Annotated in this window: 14 protein-coding genes; 12 read left to right on the top strand and 2 right to left on the bottom strand. The window is 69.8% G+C overall.

Going from position 1 to position 17,159, the window contains the following annotated elements; translation table 11 throughout:
• Window positions 1-50: 50 nt before the first annotated feature.
• The 7 genes from QU603_RS10945 to QU603_RS10915 all read left to right on the top strand — a co-directional run bounded on the left by QU603_RS10945 (window position 51) and on the right by QU603_RS10915 (window position 11,262).
• Entirely contained in the window at window positions 51-1,067 is a 1,017-nt protein-coding gene (locus QU603_RS10945) for an LOG family protein (protein WP_308491423.1), read from the top strand.
• A 58-nt stretch (window positions 1,068-1,125) separates the two neighbouring features.
• Window positions 1,126-2,964 (top strand): lipase family protein, encoded by a 1,839-nt coding sequence (locus QU603_RS10940; protein ID WP_308491422.1) that lies wholly within the window; start codon window positions 1,126-1,128, stop codon window positions 2,962-2,964.
• Window positions 2,965-3,091: 127 nt separating this feature from the next.
• Complete coding sequence (nusA, locus tag QU603_RS10935; RefSeq protein ID WP_308491421.1) at window positions 3,092-4,087, top strand: transcription termination factor NusA; 996 nt, start codon at window positions 3,092-3,094, stop codon at window positions 4,085-4,087.
• A gap of 35 nt (window positions 4,088-4,122) precedes the next feature.
• Window positions 4,123-4,377, top strand: coding sequence for a YlxR family protein (locus tag QU603_RS10930; RefSeq protein WP_308491420.1), 255 nt, complete (start codon window positions 4,123-4,125; stop codon window positions 4,375-4,377).
• A gap of 91 nt (window positions 4,378-4,468) precedes the next feature.
• Window positions 4,469-7,264 carry a translation initiation factor IF-2 gene (gene infB, locus QU603_RS10925; protein ID WP_308491419.1) on the top strand — a complete coding sequence of 932 codons (2,796 nt, stop codon included), beginning with the start codon at window positions 4,469-4,471 and terminating at the stop codon, window positions 7,262-7,264.
• A 58-nt stretch (window positions 7,265-7,322) separates the two neighbouring features.
• Window positions 7,323-7,757, top strand: coding sequence for a 30S ribosome-binding factor RbfA (gene rbfA, locus QU603_RS10920; protein ID WP_308491418.1), 435 nt, complete (start codon window positions 7,323-7,325; stop codon window positions 7,755-7,757).
• 157 nt (window positions 7,758-7,914) lie between these two features.
• The gene (locus QU603_RS10915) at window positions 7,915-11,262 is read left to right on the top strand and encodes a S8 family peptidase (protein WP_308491417.1); all 3,348 of its coding nucleotides are present in this window, start codon (window positions 7,915-7,917) and stop codon (window positions 11,260-11,262) included.
• A 52-nt stretch (window positions 11,263-11,314) separates the two neighbouring features.
• Here QU603_RS10915 and QU603_RS10910 read toward each other — a convergent pair whose 3' ends face one another.
• On the bottom strand, window positions 11,315-12,205 hold the full coding sequence (locus QU603_RS10910) for an iron-sulfur binding domain-containing protein (protein WP_308491416.1): 891 nt from the start codon (window positions 12,203-12,205) through the stop codon (window positions 11,315-11,317).
• Window positions 12,206-12,389: 184 nt separating this feature from the next.
• Here QU603_RS10910 and QU603_RS10905 point away from each other — a divergent pair, with 184 nt between their 5' ends.
• Genes QU603_RS10905 through QU603_RS10895 form a run of 3 tightly spaced genes read left to right on the top strand, consistent with a single transcriptional unit; the run spans window position 12,390 to window position 14,319 of the window.
• Window positions 12,390-13,025 (top strand): nucleoside/nucleotide kinase family protein, encoded by a 636-nt coding sequence (locus QU603_RS10905; RefSeq protein WP_308491415.1) that lies wholly within the window; start codon window positions 12,390-12,392, stop codon window positions 13,023-13,025.
• Complete coding sequence (gene truB, locus QU603_RS10900) at window positions 13,025-13,954, top strand: tRNA pseudouridine(55) synthase TruB (protein ID WP_308491414.1); 930 nt, start codon at window positions 13,025-13,027, stop codon at window positions 13,952-13,954. Before QU603_RS10905 ends, truB begins: the two co-directional genes overlap by 1 nt.
• Window positions 13,951-14,319 (top strand): hypothetical protein, encoded by a 369-nt coding sequence (locus tag QU603_RS10895; RefSeq protein ID WP_308491413.1) that lies wholly within the window; start codon window positions 13,951-13,953, stop codon window positions 14,317-14,319. Before truB ends, QU603_RS10895 begins: the two co-directional genes overlap by 4 nt.
• 24 nt (window positions 14,320-14,343) lie before the next feature.
• Here the strand turns inward: QU603_RS10895 and QU603_RS10890 are convergent, their stop codons facing one another.
• Complete coding sequence (locus QU603_RS10890) at window positions 14,344-15,486, bottom strand: peptidoglycan DD-metalloendopeptidase family protein (RefSeq protein ID WP_308491412.1); 1,143 nt, start codon at window positions 15,484-15,486, stop codon at window positions 14,344-14,346.
• Window positions 15,487-15,653: 167 nt separating this feature from the next.
• Between QU603_RS10890 and QU603_RS10885 the strand changes: the two genes are divergently transcribed.
• Together QU603_RS10885 and QU603_RS10880 are read left to right on the top strand one after the other, a co-directional pair.
• Window positions 15,654-16,091 (top strand): hypothetical protein, encoded by a 438-nt coding sequence (locus tag QU603_RS10885; RefSeq protein WP_308491411.1) that lies wholly within the window; start codon window positions 15,654-15,656, stop codon window positions 16,089-16,091.
• Window positions 16,088-17,077: a bifunctional riboflavin kinase/FAD synthetase gene (locus QU603_RS10880; RefSeq protein ID WP_308491410.1), complete on the top strand. Its 990-nt coding sequence runs from the start codon at window positions 16,088-16,090 to the stop codon at window positions 17,075-17,077. The genes QU603_RS10885 and QU603_RS10880 overlap by 4 nt, the downstream gene beginning before the upstream one ends.
• Window positions 17,078-17,159: the final 82 nt, after the last annotated feature.

The following is a 17,159-nucleotide window of genomic DNA, read 5'->3' as shown; positions in this document are numbered from 1 at the left end:
ACACCCCGCGGCGGGCGGGCCGCAGACTCCGTCCGTGCCAGAGTGGAGCCATGGACGATGTTCGCGCGCGGATCGATGCACTTCTGAAGGACGCCGGCGTGACGGCGAACCGTGCGCTGATCGCGCGGATCCTGCACACCGGGGAGCTGCTGGGCGAGGACGGCGCGGACCGGTTGGATCTGAAGATCACCGCGGCCGCCCTCGAGGAGATGCGCAGCGCTTTCCGCCTGTTCGCACCCTACGCCGGCGTCGAGAAGGTGACGGTGTTCGGATCGGCACGCACGAAGGAGCACGACCCGCTCTACGCGCAGGCCGAGAACGTCGCGGCTGCTCTGGCCGCACAGGGTTGGATGGTGGTCACCGGTGCCGGCCCCGGCATCATGCAGGCCGCGGCCGAAGGCGCCGGTCCCGACCTGTCGATCGGCGTGTCCATCCGGCTGCCGTTCGAAGAGAAGCCCGATGCGATGGTGGAAGCCGAACCCAACCAGGTCACGATGAAGTACTTCTTCACGCGCAAGCTCATGCTGGTCAAGGAGTCGAGCGGATTCGTCTGCCTGCCCGGCGGGTTCGGCACGATGGACGAGATGTTCGAGCTGCTGACGCTGCAGCAGACCGGCAAGGCCGAACCGACGCCGATCGTGCTGCTGGACGAGGTGGGGGGCTCGTACTGGAGCGGCCTGCGCGATTTCGTGCAGCAGCATCTGGCCGGCGGCGGCTACATCGCCGCCGATGACTTCGACCGCGTCCTGATCACCGATTCGGTGGATGCCGCAGCCGCCGAGATCGCCGGGTTCTGGCGCAATTACGACTCGCTGAGGTGGGTCGGCGAACGTCTGGTGCTGCGAGTGCACCACGAGCCCACCGACGCCGAAGTCGATGATCTGAACGCTCGCTTCGGCTCGCTGGTGCGCACCGGACGCATCCAGCGCTCCGAGCCGCTCGCACCCGAGCGCGCCGACGGCGACCGGCTCGAGCTTGCGCGTCTGGTACTCGAGCTGGACCCCCACCGCGTCGGCGAACTGCACCAGCTCATCCGCGCGATCAACACCCTGCCTTCGGCCGGCTGAGTCACCCGGGCCGGTGACTCGAGGGTCGTGCTCGTCCGGCCGCCCTATCATGGGCCCGATGGCGGCAAGCGAGCAGAGCAGGCGGTGGAGCGTGCTCCCGCGCCTTCTCGCGCAGGCGCCTCCTCGCGTGCTCATCGTGGTCGGGGCGGCGCTGGGAGTGCTCGGCCTGCTGATCGTGTCCAAGCCGCTCACCTCGCTCGTGCTGCTGGGGGTGTACGTCGGCATCAGCGCCATCGCCTCGGGCATCATCGAGCTGGTCGCGCGACACCGCTCTCCGACGTGGTGGTCGCGTCCGTTCGCGCTGGCGTGGATCGCGCTGGGGCTGCTGGTTCTGTTCTGGCTCGGGCGCAGCCTGAACCTCCTGCCCACCGTGCTGGCGATCCTGCTGCTGCTGGGCGGATTCGCCTCGCTGGGCGATGCGGTCACCCGCAAGCGCGCGCGCGAGCGGGTGCGGGTGAGCTGGCGCCTGCTGACGGCGGTCTGGGGCGTCGCGCAGCTGGTCTTCGGCTTCCTGTCGCTGACCTGGCCGGATGTCACCGTCCTGGTCGTCGCCGTCGTCTTCGGTCTGCGCACCGTCGTGTTCGGCGGGTCGATGTTCCTGCGCGGCCTGCGCCTGCTCATGCGTCGTGCGGACCGTGGGGGAGTCGGGGTCGGGCGCCCCGCGCGCCCGACGCGGCGGTGGATCGGCGACCTCGGCCGCTACGCCCTGGTCGCGCTGCTGGTGTCGACCATGGCGGTGGGCGGTTTCCTCAACTCGTGGCTGCAGGCCGGTGCGCCGGTCGTGGACGCCTTCTACGACCCACCCGCGACACTGCCGGTGGGGCATGGGCAGCTCATCCGCGTCGGCGACTACGGCGGTCGGATCCCGTCCGGCGCGACGGTGTCGCGCATTCTGTACACGACCACCGACACGTACGGTGCGCCCCTTGCCGCCAGTGCGCTGGTGATCGTTCCCGAGACGTCTGTGGCCCACCCGCTGCCCATCGTGCTGTGGAACCACGGCACGACCGGTGTGGCCCGCGGCTGCGCACCGAGCCTGCGCGAGGACGCCGCGACGCGCTGGTCGATCCCCGCGCTCGATCAGGCGATCGCCCACGACTGGATCGTCGTGGCGCCCGACTACGCCGGGCAGGGCGCGCCGGGGGTCTTCCCCTACCTGATCGGGGAGGGTGAGGCGCGCTCGGCACTGGACGCGGTGCTGGCCGCACAGCGGATGCCGGGGGTGTGGGCCTCGGACGACGTGGTGGTCTGGGGGCATTCGCAGGGCGGGCACGCAGCGCTGTGGTCCAGCATGATCGCGAAGCGCTACGCGCCGGGCCTGAACGACCTGGGCACGGCGGCGCTCGCGCCCGCCGGTGACCCGCTGGCACTTGCCCGCGACCTGACCGCCGGGTATGCGAGTGTGCAGCTGACGCTGCTGACGGCCTGGGTGCTCGTGCCGTATTCCGAGACCTACCCGGATGTGAACATCGTCAGCTACGTCTCTCCGGGTGCGCGGGACATCGTCCGCGAGATGGCGCAGCGGTGCCCGACCGAGCCGGGCGTGCTGGTCTCGGTGGCGGCGGCTCTGGGCGTGTCGGAGGACACGCCGCTGTACATCGGCGACCTCACCGCGGGGGCGATGGGCCAGCGGCTGGCGCAGAATGCGGCGATCGCGAAGTTGCCGTCACCGACGCTGATCGCGTGGGGCGGGCGGGACGAAGTCATCCCGCGCAGCCAGCAGGTCGCCTATGTCAAGCGCCTGTGCGCGCGCGGCAACGACCTGCAGTGGAGCGAGATCCCTGCGCTGGGGCATCAGGAGATCCTGCAGCCGCCCTCGCCGTTCCTGCCCAAGCTCGTGGACTGGACGGCGGGGCGCTTCGCTCACCGTGCGGCACCCGTGTCCGACTGCCGGTGAGGCAACCGGCGGTCCGATCGCGGCGGTGCGCGGCCGGGCGTCTTCCCAGGTGGCCGGGATGCGGCATCCGGTAACGTTGTAGGGATGTCGGCGGGGACGCCGACGAAAGCTGAAAAGGGAGGTCGCGATGGACATCGATCTGAGTCTGCTGCGCACAGTCGAGCGAGAGAAGGAGATCCCCTTCGATGAGCTCGTGCACATCATCGAGCAGGCGATCCTGACCGCATACGCCAAGCACACATCGGCGACCGGAACCCTTCCCGAAGGCGCTCGTGCCGAGCTGGACCGCAAGAGCGGCCATGTCGCGGTGTTCATTCCGCTGCTCGACGACGAGGGCGCCGTCATCGGCGAAGAGGAGAGCACCCCCGAGGACTTCGGCCGGATCGCGGCCTTCGCCGCCAAGCAGGTCATCAGCCAGCGTCTGCGTGACATCGCCGATGACGCGGTGCTGGGGGAGTTCCGCGGCAAAGAGGGCGACATCGTCGCCGGTGTCGTGCAGCAGGGTCCGAACCCGCGCATGGTGCACGTCGACCTGGGCACGGTCGAGGCGATCCTGCCGCCCGAAGAACAGGTGCCCGGTGAGGACTATGCCCACGGGTCGCGCCTGCGCGTGTATGTGACCAGCGTCGCCAAGGGCACCAAGGGCCCGGCGATCACGGTCTCGCGCACGCACCCGGGCCTGGTGCGCAAGCTCTTCGCCCTCGAGGTGCCCGAGATCGCCAGCGGGCTCGTCGAGATCGTGTCGCTCGCCCGCGAGGCGGGGCATCGCACCAAGATCGCGGTGAAGGCCAACGACCCGGCCATCAATGCCAAGGGCGCATGCATCGGTGAGCTGGGGCGGCGCGTGCGGGCCGTCACCGACGAGCTGAACGGCGAGAAGATCGACATCGTCGACTACCACGCCGAGCTGGCGCGGTTCGTGGCCAATGCGCTGTCACCGGCGAAGGTCACCTCCAGCTTCGTGCTGGATGCCTCGACCAAGGCGGTGCGTGCTCTTGTGCCCGACTACCAGCTGTCGCTGGCCATCGGCAAAGAGGGTCAGAACGCGCGTCTGGCCGCCAAGTTGACCGGAGCCAAGATCGACATCCAGCCGGACTCGGTCATGGACGAGTCCGGGCACTGAGCGCGCGCTTCGTCGCCCTCACCCCGCAGTGTAAGATGGAACCCGTACGAACGTGCGTCGGATGCCGCCGACGTTCCCCCCGGTCCACGCTCCTGCGAGTCGTGGCGGTCGATTCCCGGCTCGTCCTCGATGAGCGTGCGTCGATGCCCGGGCGGGGCGCTTGGGTGCATGACACGCCCGCGTGCCTGGATGTCGCGCTGCGACGCCGCGCCTTCGTACGAGCATTGCGTGTGTCAGGCCCGCTTGACACGCAGACCATCGAACAGCACCAACAGCAGAACAAAGGCTGAACGGCTATGGAAACAAAGTGAACGGCTCGAAATGAGACCCGTCCGCAAATAACGGTCTGCCCTGCCTGGGGAGACCTCAGACAGGAGAATTGTGGCAAAACCACGCGTGCACGAGATCGCTTCCGAGCTCGGCGTCGACAGCAAGGTCGCGCTCGCGAAGCTGAAGGAGCTCGGCGAATTCGTCAAGAGCCCTTCGTCGACCATCGAACCTCCGGTGGCCCGCAAGCTTCGCGCTGCGCTGCAGTCGGATGGCACCGCGGCCAAGGCGGCGTCCGGCAACGGCGCCAAGCCCGCTGCCGGCGGCACGAAGCCGGGTGCGGCATCGGGCGGTCGCCCCGGTCCATCGCGCCCGACGCCCGGCCCGAAGCCGGCCGCGCGCAAGCCCGCCGCTGAGAAGCCTGCCGCCGAGGCGCCCGCCGCTCCGGCTCCGGCAGCCGAGTCCGTCGCCGAGAAGCCGGCCCAGACTCCCGCGTCCGACACATCGGCAGCCCCGAAGGGTGCCGCATCGAAGTCGGGCGGCGGACCCACCCCTGGGCCGCGCACCGGCGCTCCCCGCCCCGGCAACAACCCCTTCGCCCCGTCGCAGGGCATGGGCCAGCGTCCCGCAGGCCCCCGCCCCGGCAACAACCCCTTCGCCCCGTCGCAGGGCATGGGCCAGCGTCCCAACCCGGGCAACATTCCTCGCCCGCAGGCGCCGCGGCCGCAGCCGCCGCGCCCGGGTTCGCCGCGTCCTGGCGCCCCGCGCCCGGGTCGTCCGGCCGGTGGCGGCGCCGGTCGCCCGGGTCGTCCCGGCGGCGGCGCGCCGTTCCAGCAGCGCCCCGGTCGTCCCGGCACCGGTGGCCCCGGTGGTGGCGCCGGTGGTGGCTTCGCCGGTCGTCCCGGTGGCGGCTTCGCCGGCCGTCCCGGTGGCGGCGGTCGCGGCCGCGGCCCGGGCGGCGGCACCGCAGGCGCCTTCGGCAAGGGCGGCGGCAAGTCGAAGCAGCGCAAGTCGAGACGTGCGAAGCGGCAAGAATTCGAGATGAGGTCGGCACCGGTCGTCGGTGGCGTCAACGTCCAGAAGGGCAACGGCGAGATCATCCGCCTGCGCCGCGGCGCGTCGATCTCGGACTTCGCCGACAAGCTCGAAGCTCTGCGCGGCTACACCGTGCAGCCGGGCACGCTGGTGACGATCCTGTTCAACCTCGGCGAGATGGCCACTGCGACCGAGTCGCTGGACGAGGCCACGTTCGAGGTGCTGGGCGCCGAGCTCGGCTACAAGATCCAGATGGTCTCGCCTGAGGACGAAGACAAAGAGCTCCTCGAGGGCTTCGGTCTGGACCTCGAGCAGGAGCTGGCCGATGAGGACGAGGCGGATCTCGAGATCCGTCCGCCGGTGGTCACCGTCATGGGCCACGTCGACCACGGCAAGACGCGTCTGCTGGATGCCATCCGGCAGACCAACGTCGTGGCGGGCGAGGCCGGCGGCATCACCCAGCACATCGGCGCCTACCAGATCTGGACCGAGCACGATGGCAATGAGCGCGCCATCACGTTCATCGACACACCCGGTCACGAGGCGTTCACAGCCATGCGTGCCCGTGGCGCCCAGGTCACCGACATCGCGATCCTCGTGGTCGCCGCCGATGACGGCATCATGCCGCAGACGGTGGAGGCGCTGAACCACGCCCAGGCGGCCAACGTGCCGATCGTGGTCGCGGTCAACAAGATCGACAAGCCCGACGCCAACCCGGCCAAGGTGCGCCAGCAGCTCACCGAGTACGGGCTGGTCGCCGAGGAGTACGGCGGAGAGGTCATGTTCGTGGACGTCTCGGCGCGCGAGAACATCGGCATCCAGGACCTGCTGGATGCGGTGCTGCTCACCGCCGACGCGGGTCTGGACCTGCAGGCGAACCCGAACAAGGACGCCCGCGGTGTGGCCATCGAGGCCAAGCTCGACCGGGGTCGCGGATCGGTGGCCACGGTGCTCATCCAGTCCGGAACGCTGCGTGTGGGCGACGCGATCGTGGCAGGGACCGCCTACGGGCGTGTGCGGGCCATGGTCGACGAGAACGGCGACGCGGTCGACGAGGCCGCGCCCTCGCGCCCGGTGCAGGTGCAGGGTCTGAACTCGGTCCCGCGTGCCGGCGACACGTTCATCGTCACCGAAGAGGACCGCATGGCGCGCCAGATCGCTGAGAAGCGCGAGGCCGCCGAGCGCAACGCACAGCTGGCCAAGGCGCGCAAGCGCATCACGCTGGAGGACTTCACCAAGGCGCTGGAAGAGGGCAAGGTCGAGTCGCTCAACCTCATCATCAAGGGTGACGTCTCCGGTGCCGTCGAGGCGCTGGAAGAGTCGCTGCTGAAGATCGAGGTCGACGACTCGGTGCAGCTGCGCATCCTGCACCGCGGTGTGGGTGCGATCACCGAGTCCGACGTGGACCTGGCCACGATCGACAACGCGATCATCGTGGGCTTCAACGTCCGGCCCGACCAGAAGGCGCGTGAGCGTGCTCAGCGCGAGGGCGTGGACATCCGGTTCTACTCGGTCATCTACTCCGCGCTCGAAGACATCGAGAACTCGCTCAAGGGCATGCTCAAGCCCGAGTTCGAAGAGGTGCAGTCGGGTGTCGCCGAGATCCGCGAGGTGTTCCGGTCGTCGAAGTTCGGCAACATCGCCGGTGTCATCGTCCGTTCGGGCACGATCACACGCAACGCGAAGGCCCGCGTCATCCGCGATGGCGTCGTCGTCGCCGATGGCCTGGCCATCGAGTCGCTGCGCCGGTTCAAGGATGACGTCACCGAGGTCCGCACGGACTTCGAGGCCGGCATCGGCCTGGGCAAGTTCAACGACATCCAGATCGGCGACGAGATCGAAACCACCGAGATGGTGGAGAAGCCCCGCGGCTGAGGTCGCACCCAACGTGGGGGGAGGCCGTCGGCCTCCCCCCACATTCGAAGGAGGAATCATGGCTGCAGAGCGACAGGCACGCATGGCCGACCGCATCCGCGTTCTGATCGCGCAGCGGCTCGAGAAGGGTCTGCGTGACCCGCGGCTCGGGTTCGTCACGATCACGGACGTCCGCGTGACGGGTGACCTTCAGCACGCGTCGGTGTTCTACACCGTGCTGGGGGATGAGAAGGCGCGGCAGGACACGGCAGACGCGCTGCGCGCGGCGACCGGGTTGCTGCGCAGCGAGGTGGGCCGTCAGCTCAGCGTGCGGCTGACCCCGACGCTGGAGTTCATCCACGATGCGATCCCCGAGAACGCGGGCCACATCGAAGACCTGCTGCGCGAAGCGGCAGAGCGTGATGCGGCGGTGGCCGGTCTCGCCGCCGGAGCGACGCATGCGGGCGACGAGGATCCGTACGTCAAGCCGCGCGAGTTCGACGACGCCGAGTGAGGTCTGATCGGCGATTCGCAGTGGCGGCATCCCGTTTCGGACCGATAGCGTAGGGACCTCGGTGTCTCGGCAGCGACCACACCCGTGGACGCTGGTGGGCGGTGGGAAAAGGCCTGCTGTCCGACCGAGCGATCCGGCACGAAGGAGTGTCATCACCATGACCAGTCACGCCCGAATCAGAGGACGGTCTCTGGCCGTCGCATCCATCGCCGCCGTCGCGTGCGCGATGATGTGGCCCGGCGCAGCGAGCGCCGCCGGGACGTCTGGCGATCCGACGCCCGCACCTGCTGTGAGCCCCGCCGCACACGGTACACTGTCGGCGGGCAAGCTCGCCGGCGGGCTCGAGCGGATGACGGGACGCCACGCGGTGTTCGTCCAGCTCAGCGGGTCCGGCGCGGCCGATGCCGCCGACGAGGCGAAGGCGAAGGGCCAGAGCAAGAGCGCGCAGAAGGCCCACGCCAATGCCGCCAAGAAGGCAGCTCGGACCAAGTCCGCCGCCGTGGTGGACGAGGCCAAGAAGAAGGACCGCTCGGCGACGGAGCTCTGGCAGGTGGGCAACGCGCTTCCGGGCGTCGCCATCAACGCCGATGCCGCGGCCATCCGTGCGATCGCCGACCGCGGCGACGTGGTCAAGATCACCCCGCTGGTGCCCAAGCACACCGACAACGCGAACGCGACCGACCTCACCGATGCGGTGGCCACGTGGCAGCAGACGCACAACACCGGCAAGGGCGTGAAGATCGCCGTCATCGACACCGGACTGGACTACACGCACGCCGACTTCGGCGGCGCGGGCACCAAGGCCGCGTGGGATGCTGCGCGCGCCGACAGCACGAACGAGGACTGGTACAGCACGCTGACCGACCTGGCCAAGGTCAAGGTGGGCGGCGGCTACGACTTCTCCGGCGATGACTACGACGCCGACCCGCGCTCCGCCGACTACCAGCCGGTCGCGCACCCCGACGCGGACCCCATCGGGTGCGGCCCGCACGGCACGCACGTGGCGGGCATCTCGGCCGGCTTCGGCGAGAACGCCGACGGCACGACCTTCACCGGCGACTACTCGACACTGACGGCGGACGACATCGCGAAGATGAAGGCGGTTCCCGGCACGGCGCCGGAGGCGACGGTGTACCCGTTCAAGGTCTTCGGATGCGAGGGATCCACCGACGTCGTGATCCCGGCACTGGACCGCTCTCTCGACCTCGACGGCGACGGATCGATGGTCAAGGCCGACATCGTCAACCTGTCGCTGGGTTCTGACTACGCCGTGGTGGACGACCCTGAGAACGATGTCGTCGACAAGCTCGCCGAGGAAGGCGTGCTGCCCGTGATCGCCATGGGCAACAACGGCGATCTCACCGACACCGGCGGGTCGCCGGGCAATGCGGTGCGGGCTCTGGCGGTGGCCAGCTCGGTCGACTCGTTCCAGCAGCTGGATGGACTGCGGGTCAACGCGCCCTCGGAGCTGGCCGGCACGGTGGCCGGTCAGTTCTCGATCGCCTATCCATGGGCGGACAGCGCTCCGGTCACCGGCGACGTGGTCGCCGTCTCCGCGGCGAACGCCGACGGCTGCAGCGCCTTCTCCGACGCGGATGCCGCCGCCGTGGCGGGCAAGATCGCCTGGCTCACCTGGGACTCGGACGATGCGACGCGCCGCTGCGGCTCGGCAGGGCGCAGTGCCAACGCACGGGCGGCCGGCGCCATCGGCGCGATCTTCACCGGTGACGTGAATCCGTTCACCGCCGGCATCACCGGAGACGCACAGATCCCCGTGTTCCAGCTCACCCAGCCCGCCACCGCAAAGCTTCAGCCCGCGTTGGCTGCAGGCACGCTGAACGTGACGTTCGACGGTTCGCTGGCGCTGAGCGTCAGCGCCGAGGACTCGGGAATCAACGACCTGATCAGCTCGTTCTCATCGCGCGGCACGCACGGCAGCCTCGGCGTGGTCAAGCCCGACGTCTCGGCCCCCGGCGACACGATCCTGTCGGCGGGTCTGGGCACCGGCGACGGCGTGATCAACATGTCAGGCACCTCGATGGCAACGCCCCACACGGCGGGCATCGCGGCGCTGGTCATGGCCGCACACCCGACGTGGACCACCGAACAGGTCAAGGCCGACATCATGAACACGGCCGGCCACGACACCTACGCGGGTGTGGGTGGCACCGGCGACATCTACAGCCCGGCCCGCGACGGCGCGGGTCGCGTGGACGCACTGGCAGCGGTGGAGAACACGCTGCTGGTGTATTCGGCAGACGTGGCCGGCGGCGTCTCGGCGTCGTTCGGTCCGGTCGAGGCCCCGGCCACGCAGCCGACCGTCACCAAGACCCGCACCCTCACCGTGCAGAACACGGGAGACGCGGCGGTCTCGGCGACGCTGTCGTACAGTGCGAGCAACACGCAGCCGGGTGTCGCCTACACGGTCAGCCCGAGCACCGTGAAGGTCGCGGCCGGCGCATCGACCACGGTGAAGGTGACGATGACGATCACGACCGCCAAGCTGCGCAACACGATCGACCCGACGATGGATGTGCTGCAGTCCGGCGTGCCCCGTCAGTTCGTGGCCGATGCGTCGGGTCGGCTGATGATCGCCGTCGATGGCTCGTCCGCGGCCCCGTTGCGGGTCCCCGTGTACGGTGCCGCCAAGCCGATCTCGCAGACGACCACCACCGACGCGCACATGGGCGACCAGCGCGCCCTGGTGACCCGCGGCACCGGCGTCAGCCAGGGCAGCGGGTCCACCGCCTACCAGTCGCTGCTGAGCGTTGCCACGCTCGGCGCCACGAGCCCGCAGCTGCCGGCGTGCACGGCGACGATGACGGCGAACTGCACGGTCAACCAGACCGCCACCGCCGGTGATCTGCAGTACGTCGGCGCCGGGTCCGCACCCGCTCCGGGCGGCGGCTACGCCGACGGCTGGCTGTGGTTCTCGATCGCCACCTACGGCGACTGGGCGACGGTCGGCAACTCCACAGTGCCCTACGTCGACATCGACACCACCGGTGATGGCAAGCCCGACTTCGAGGTGTTCGTGCAGAACCTCGACGGCACGGACCTGCTGCTTGCACAGCTCGTCGATCTGAAATCGAACAAGATCATCGACCTCGAGCCGGTGAACTTCCAGTTCGGCGACGTCAACACCAACGTGTTCGACACCAACGTGTTGAACATTCCGGTCTGGCCGGCGCTGCTCGGGGTCACCGAGAAGACGAAGTCGTTCCCGATCACCTACACGGTGGGAATGAACAGCTACTACGCGGTCAACGCCAACGGTGACATCGACGGTGTCGGACCCATCTCGTACGACGTGGTCAAGCCGGCGATCGCCGTCGACTCGGCGCTGTACGCGGACGAGGGCGGCACCGGGATCCCGTACACCCGTGGCACGCTCGGCAACGGCAACGGCAAGGGCAACGCGAAGGGACACGATGTCCAGGCACTCGTGCTGCACCTGCACGGTGCCGCCGGCCATCGCGCCGAGGTCGTGAAGATCGGAGGCTGACCCGTCTGACACGGATGGCCCGGGGCGCTCGCGCACCGGGCCATCCGTGTCGTCACTGCGGCAGGCGCAGCATCCCGTCCCCGGCCTCGATCAGGCCGTCGGCAATGAGGGAATCGATCGCCCGATCACGCTGGCCGGCGTCAGCCCAGTCCGCGATCACCCGGTCGTGTGCGACGGCGTGGGATGCGGCATCCCGCAGCGTTCGCAGCACCGCACCGCGCGCCTGCCGGTCGCTGCCCTCATACCGTGCCTGCTTGCGTCGACCGTCTCCCGTGTCGGGGTACCCCGACCCGCGCCACACGCATACATGCGCGATCGGGCATATGTCGCATCGCGGGGAGCGCGCCGTGCAGGCGACGGCTCCGAGCTCCATCGTCGCAGCGTTCATGACGGCCGCTTCGGCGCGGCCTTCGGGCAGCACGGCGCTCATCCGGTCGAGATCGCGCGGCGAGGGCGGGGCGGGCTGCGATCTGCCGTCCAGCGCGCGTGCGAGAACGCGTCGGGTGTTGGTGTCGACGACGGGATGCCGGTCGCCGTAGGCGAAGACGGCAACCGCGCGCGCCGTGTAGTCGCCGATGCCCTGCAGCTGCAGCAGGGAGGCCACGTCCCGTGGCACGAGGCCGCCGTGCTCGTCGCGAATCTGGCGCGCGGCTCGGTGCAGCCACAGCGCCCGGCGTGGATATCCGAGGTTCGCCCACTGCCGCACGGCCGCGGCGGGCGGCTCCGCGGCCAGAGCGGCCGGCGTCGGCCAGCGGGTCAGCCATGCATCCAGGTGCGGGACGACTCGTGCGGTCGGTGTCTGCTGGAGCATGAACTCGCTCACCAGCACGCCCCACGCGCCGTAGCGTTCGTGGAAGCCGTCGCGCCGCCACGGCAGGTCGCGCGCGTTCCGGCGGTACCACGCAACGAGCGGCGTCGCGATGTCGGGGGAGGAGGCGGACACCGGCCCAGCCTATGTGCGATGTGCTTGCCTGCCGGCATCCCGGCGAACACACGAGCGGGGCTTTTCGCGACACGCCGTCCATCCGACGGCCCGACCTCGGAGTGTCGGCAAGATCCCCGCAGCTGTGCACGGGGCAGACGCGCACAGCGCGGCCGCGAGAAGCCAGCCGCAATAGGCTGAGGGTATGCGCCTGCCCATCACCCCCGTCAACACCCTGCTGCGCGATCTGCGCACGCAATTGCGGCAGAACTATCCCGCCGGCCGCATCCTGATGGCGGTGGACGCCCTGCCCGACGTCGCCACCGCGGCCTTCGCCGACGACTTCGCTGCGATCGTGGGCGAGGACGGGACCGCTGTCTTCCGTGCGCACGCCGGCGACTTCCTGCTGCCGCGAACCGAGCGCCAGGGCACCGAGCGCGCCGCGCAGTGGTTCGACGAAGAGACGTTCCGCCGCGTGCTCGTCGACCCGTTCCGCAACGGTCGGCAGACAGCGGCCACCACCGGATTCCAGCTGCGGGCGTGGGACGCCCAGCGCAATCAGCCGGTCGAAGCGCGCTGGGTGACAGCCCCCGAGGACGCCGTGCTGGTGGTGGACGGCCCGTTCCTGAACACACCGCGCCTGCGCGGAATGTGGCATTACTCGGTATGGCTCGAGGTTCCCGACGAGCAGCATGCGGCAGCCTCGGGCCGTTCGATGGATGCTCCGTACACATCGGCCGAGTACGCCTACCTGCGCGAGCAGCCGGTGCAGTACGCCTCGGCGCTCGTGGACGTCGCCGACCCGGCCCGGCCCGTGCAGATCTTCCGGGATTCGTGCTGATGGCCGAACCGACCGGCATCCTGCTCGTGGACAAACCCGGCGGGATCACCAGTCACGACGTCGTCGCCCGCGCACGCCGGGCACTGAACACCCGCAAGATCGGCCACGCCGGCACCCTCGATCCGATGGCCACCGGCCTGCTGGTGCTCGGAATCGGCGCCGCCACGCGGCTGCTGACCTTCCTGGTCGGCCTCGACAAGGACTATCTCGCCACGATCCGGCTGGGGGTGACGACCGACTCCGACGATGCCGACGGGCAGGTCACCGCCCGAGCCGCGGTATCCGAAGTCGCCGCCGTCACGCGCGAGCGCATCGCCGGAGGCATGACGGGGCTGACGGGGCGGATCTCGCAGGTGCCCAGCCGCGTGTCGGCGATCAAGGTGGGCGGGCGCCGCGCGTACGATCTGGCGCGCGCGGGCGTCGAGGTCGAGCTGAAGGCCCGCGAGGTCGTGATCTCGTCGCTCGTGCTGCAGGACGTGCGCGAGGGCGAGGGACACCTCGATCTCGACGTGGCGGTGTCGTGCTCCAGCGGCACGTACGTGCGCGCCCTGGCACGCGACCTGGGGGCGGATCTGGGTGTGGGCGGTCATCTGACCGCCCTGCGGCGCACGCGTATCGGCCCGTTCGACGTGCGCGACGCGGCGGCAGTGCCGCCCGGGGCGGTCCCCGCCGTCGACGCGCTCGTCGACGCGCTTGCGGCGGCCCCGCTGCGATCGGCGGCAGAGGTCGCCTCCGCCGTCATGCCCGCACTGCACGTCGATGCCGCGCAGGCGCGCGACCTGCGCCACGGCAAGCGCGTGGCGGGATTGACCATCGACGGGCCGCGCGCTGCCGCGATCGACCCGACAGGCCGGTTGATCGGCGTCGTGGAGCGACGCGGGCCCGAGATCAAGAGCGTCATGAACATGCCCGAGGAGCAGCATCCATGATTCTGTGGTTCACCCTCGTCACCGTTGCGGTGGCGACCGTCGGCGGCGTGCTGTGCGTCATCCTGGGCCTGGTCGGGCGTCGCCCGAGCGATCTCACCGTCGGCGCTCTGGCGCTGGTCGAAGTGCTGCTGATCGCCCAGGTGGTCATCGCCATCGTCGCCCCCTTCGTCGGCAACCCGCCCAGCGGCAGCCTGCTGGAGTTCTGGGTGTACCTGGTCTCTGCCGTGCTGCTGCCCCCGGCCGGCGTGGCATGGGCCCTGATCGAGCGCAGCCGCTGGAGCACGGTGATCATGGGCATCGCCTCGCTGGCCGTGGCGATCATGACGTGGCGCATGCTCGTGATCTGGACGCAGCAGGCCGCCTGACCGCCGCCTACGGCGGCTGCACGGTCAGCGCTTGGCGAGGTAGGCCGAGTGCACCCAGCCGGTCTTGCCCTTGTAGGTGATCTGGCGCCAAACGCCCTTCGACGCGCGGATGCTGCCGACGGTTGAGCCCTTGGGGATCACGAGGATCTTCGCCCCCGACATCGACGGGGTCCTGCGGAAGTTCAGCGCCGCCGCCGTGCGGTAGGTCGCCGGCGCGGCGGGCTTGGCGGCAGGCTTGGGCTTCACCGCCGCCGGTGCAGGCTTGGCCGGTGCAGGCTTGGCCGGTGCAGGCTTGGCCGGTGCAGGCTTGGCCGCGGGCACCGGCGTGGCGACGGGTGCCGGCCTGGGCACCGCGGGCCTGGTCGGCGACACATACGCTGAAGAGATCCAGCCGGGTCTGCCGGCGACGGTCACCGGCAGATAGCCGTTCGTCGACCGCCCGGGAACCTGAACGGTCGCGGTGCCGATGGGCAGGACGCGGATGATGCCGGCCGACGTCGACGGACCGGTGCGGAAGTTCACGCCGGTCGTCGTGTAGTACGTGCAGGTGGCCGGCGGCCTGGTCGCCGTCACCGATCGCGCCCCGGAGAGCAGGTCGACGCCGCGGGACGTGAAGAACGGGGCGGGGTCGAGCGAGGTCGCAGAACCCGGTGTGCCCTTCCAGATCTCCAGGTGCAGATGGCTGCCGCTGGAGACGCCGCTCGAGCCGACTTCGCTGATGCGCTGGCCGGCGGCGACGAGCTGGCCGACCTTGACCCGGGTCGTCGACTTCCAGATGTGGTAGTAGATCGAGGTGTAGGTCACGCCGTCGATCGAGTGCCGCAGTTTCACATAACCGGCACGTGCGCTGGTCCCGTCGACGGTCGCGACCACGATGCCCGCGGCAACCGCCGCGATCGGCGCGCCGGTGGGGGCCGCCATGTCGAGTCCTTCGTGGAAGGTGGACGCGCCGGGCAGCGGCATGCAGCGCGCGCCGTAGAACGACGACACCGTGTAGGTCTTGGTCGCGAGCGGCGTCGCGAACCTGGTCGCGACGGGCGGCGTGGGCTCGGCGACGACCGCGGTCGGCGGCGCGGCGGCGCTCGCGGCGGGGACGGCGCCGACGAAGGACGCGATGAGGAAGGCAGTGGTGAGGGCGGCAGGCAGGGCAGCGCGGATCGATCGCATGAGAGGCACTTCGCGGAGAGGAGGCGGACAGAGATGCGGTCGGGGGGTTTACCGTGCGTAAATCTTGTCACCCAACGGGGTGTCTGTCTACTCCTGATGGCAATGAGGTGTATGAGGCATGTGGTGTGCGAGCGGTGTACCCCGTGGAAGTTAGGATCGACGGTGACATGTCATCGCCAGCACACTCCCGCCGCCGGATGACCGGCATCGGCCGCGTCCTCGTCGTCGTCTACGGCATCCTCGCCCTCGGAGCCACGGGCCGCTCGCTCGTGCAGATCATCGAGCGGTTCGATCACGCACCGCTCGCGTTCACGCTGTCCGCGGCATCCGCCCTCGTCTACATCGTCGCGACCCTCGCCCTGATCTTCTCGGCGCGACGCGCGTGGTATCGCGTCGCCTGGATCGCGATCCTCTTCGAAATGGTCGGTGTGCTCTCGATCGGCACACTCAGCCTCGTGCGCCCCGACCTGTTCCCCGAAGCCACGGTGTGGTCGTTCTACGGCATGGGCTATCTGTTCATCCCGCTGGTGCTGCCGTTCTTCGGGCTGTGGTGGCTGATCACCCACCGCCCCGTGAGCGCACCCGAACCGGTGGTGGCCGCGTGATCGTCTTCCACGACCCGGCGGAGGTCCCCGCGTCGTTCGGGCCGTCGGTGGTGGCGATCGGCAAGTTCGACGGCGTGCACGCAGGGCACCGGGCCATCCTCGAGCGCGCGAAGAAGGATGCCGCGTCCACAGGCGCCGCGGTCGTCGCCGTCACATTCGACCGCAATCCGCTCGCCACCCTTCGTCCCGAGGTGTGCCCCGAAGACGTGATCGGGCTGCACCAGAAACTCGAGCTGCTGGCCGAGTCCGGCATCGACGGCGTGCTGGTGCTGCGCTTCGACGCGCAGATGGCGGCCCAGCCGGCGGAGGAGTTCATCCAGGGCGTGCTGGCCGACGCGCTGAACGTGCAGACGGTGCTGGTCGGGCGCGACTTCCGGTTCGGCAGGGGCGGGGCAGGCAGCCCCGAGATGCTGCAGCGCTTCGGCGAACAGCTCGGCTTCCGCGTCGACATCATCGACGACGTGCGTGCCGATGACGCCGCGCGGCGCGTCTCCTCGACCTGGGTGCGCGAGCTGCTGGCCGCAGGAGATGTGGCGGGAGCCGCTCAGCTGCTGGGGCGCGCGCACGCGGTGTGGGGCGAAGTCGTGCACGGACTCAAGCGCGGACGCGAGCTGGGCTTTCCCACCGCGAACCTGTCGCCGCAGATGGAGGGCTTCGTCCCCGCCGACGGCGTCTATGCCGGCTGGCTCATCGACGAGGGGCCGGCGGATGCGGGATCGGCCGATGCGGACGGCGGCACCGTGCTGCCGCACGGCATCCGGCACCCGGCGGCCATCAGTGTGGGGACCAATCCCACGTTCGACGACGTGCCCGTCCGCGTGGTCGAAGCGTACGTGCTCGACCACACCGAGCTGGACCTGTACGACCACTTCGTCGAGGTGCAGTTCGTCCAGCGGGTGCGCGGCATGGTCGCCTTCGACGGCGTCGAGGCGCTGAAGGCACAGATGGCCGACGACGTGGAGCGCGTGCGAGCGCTGCTGGCCTGACGGATGAGCAGACGCCGCGACGGATTCTGCTCATATGCGCACGCCGGTGCGCGAATGCGGGATGCCGCGTAGTCTCGAAGGT

It is taken from the genome of Microbacterium terrisoli (assembly GCF_030866805.1).
GTDB classification, from domain to species: Bacteria; Actinomycetota; Actinomycetes; order Actinomycetales; family Microbacteriaceae; genus Microbacterium; species Microbacterium terrisoli.
The sequence above is the reverse complement of the archived record's forward strand: the minus strand, read 5'-3'. Positions and strand labels throughout refer to the sequence as shown.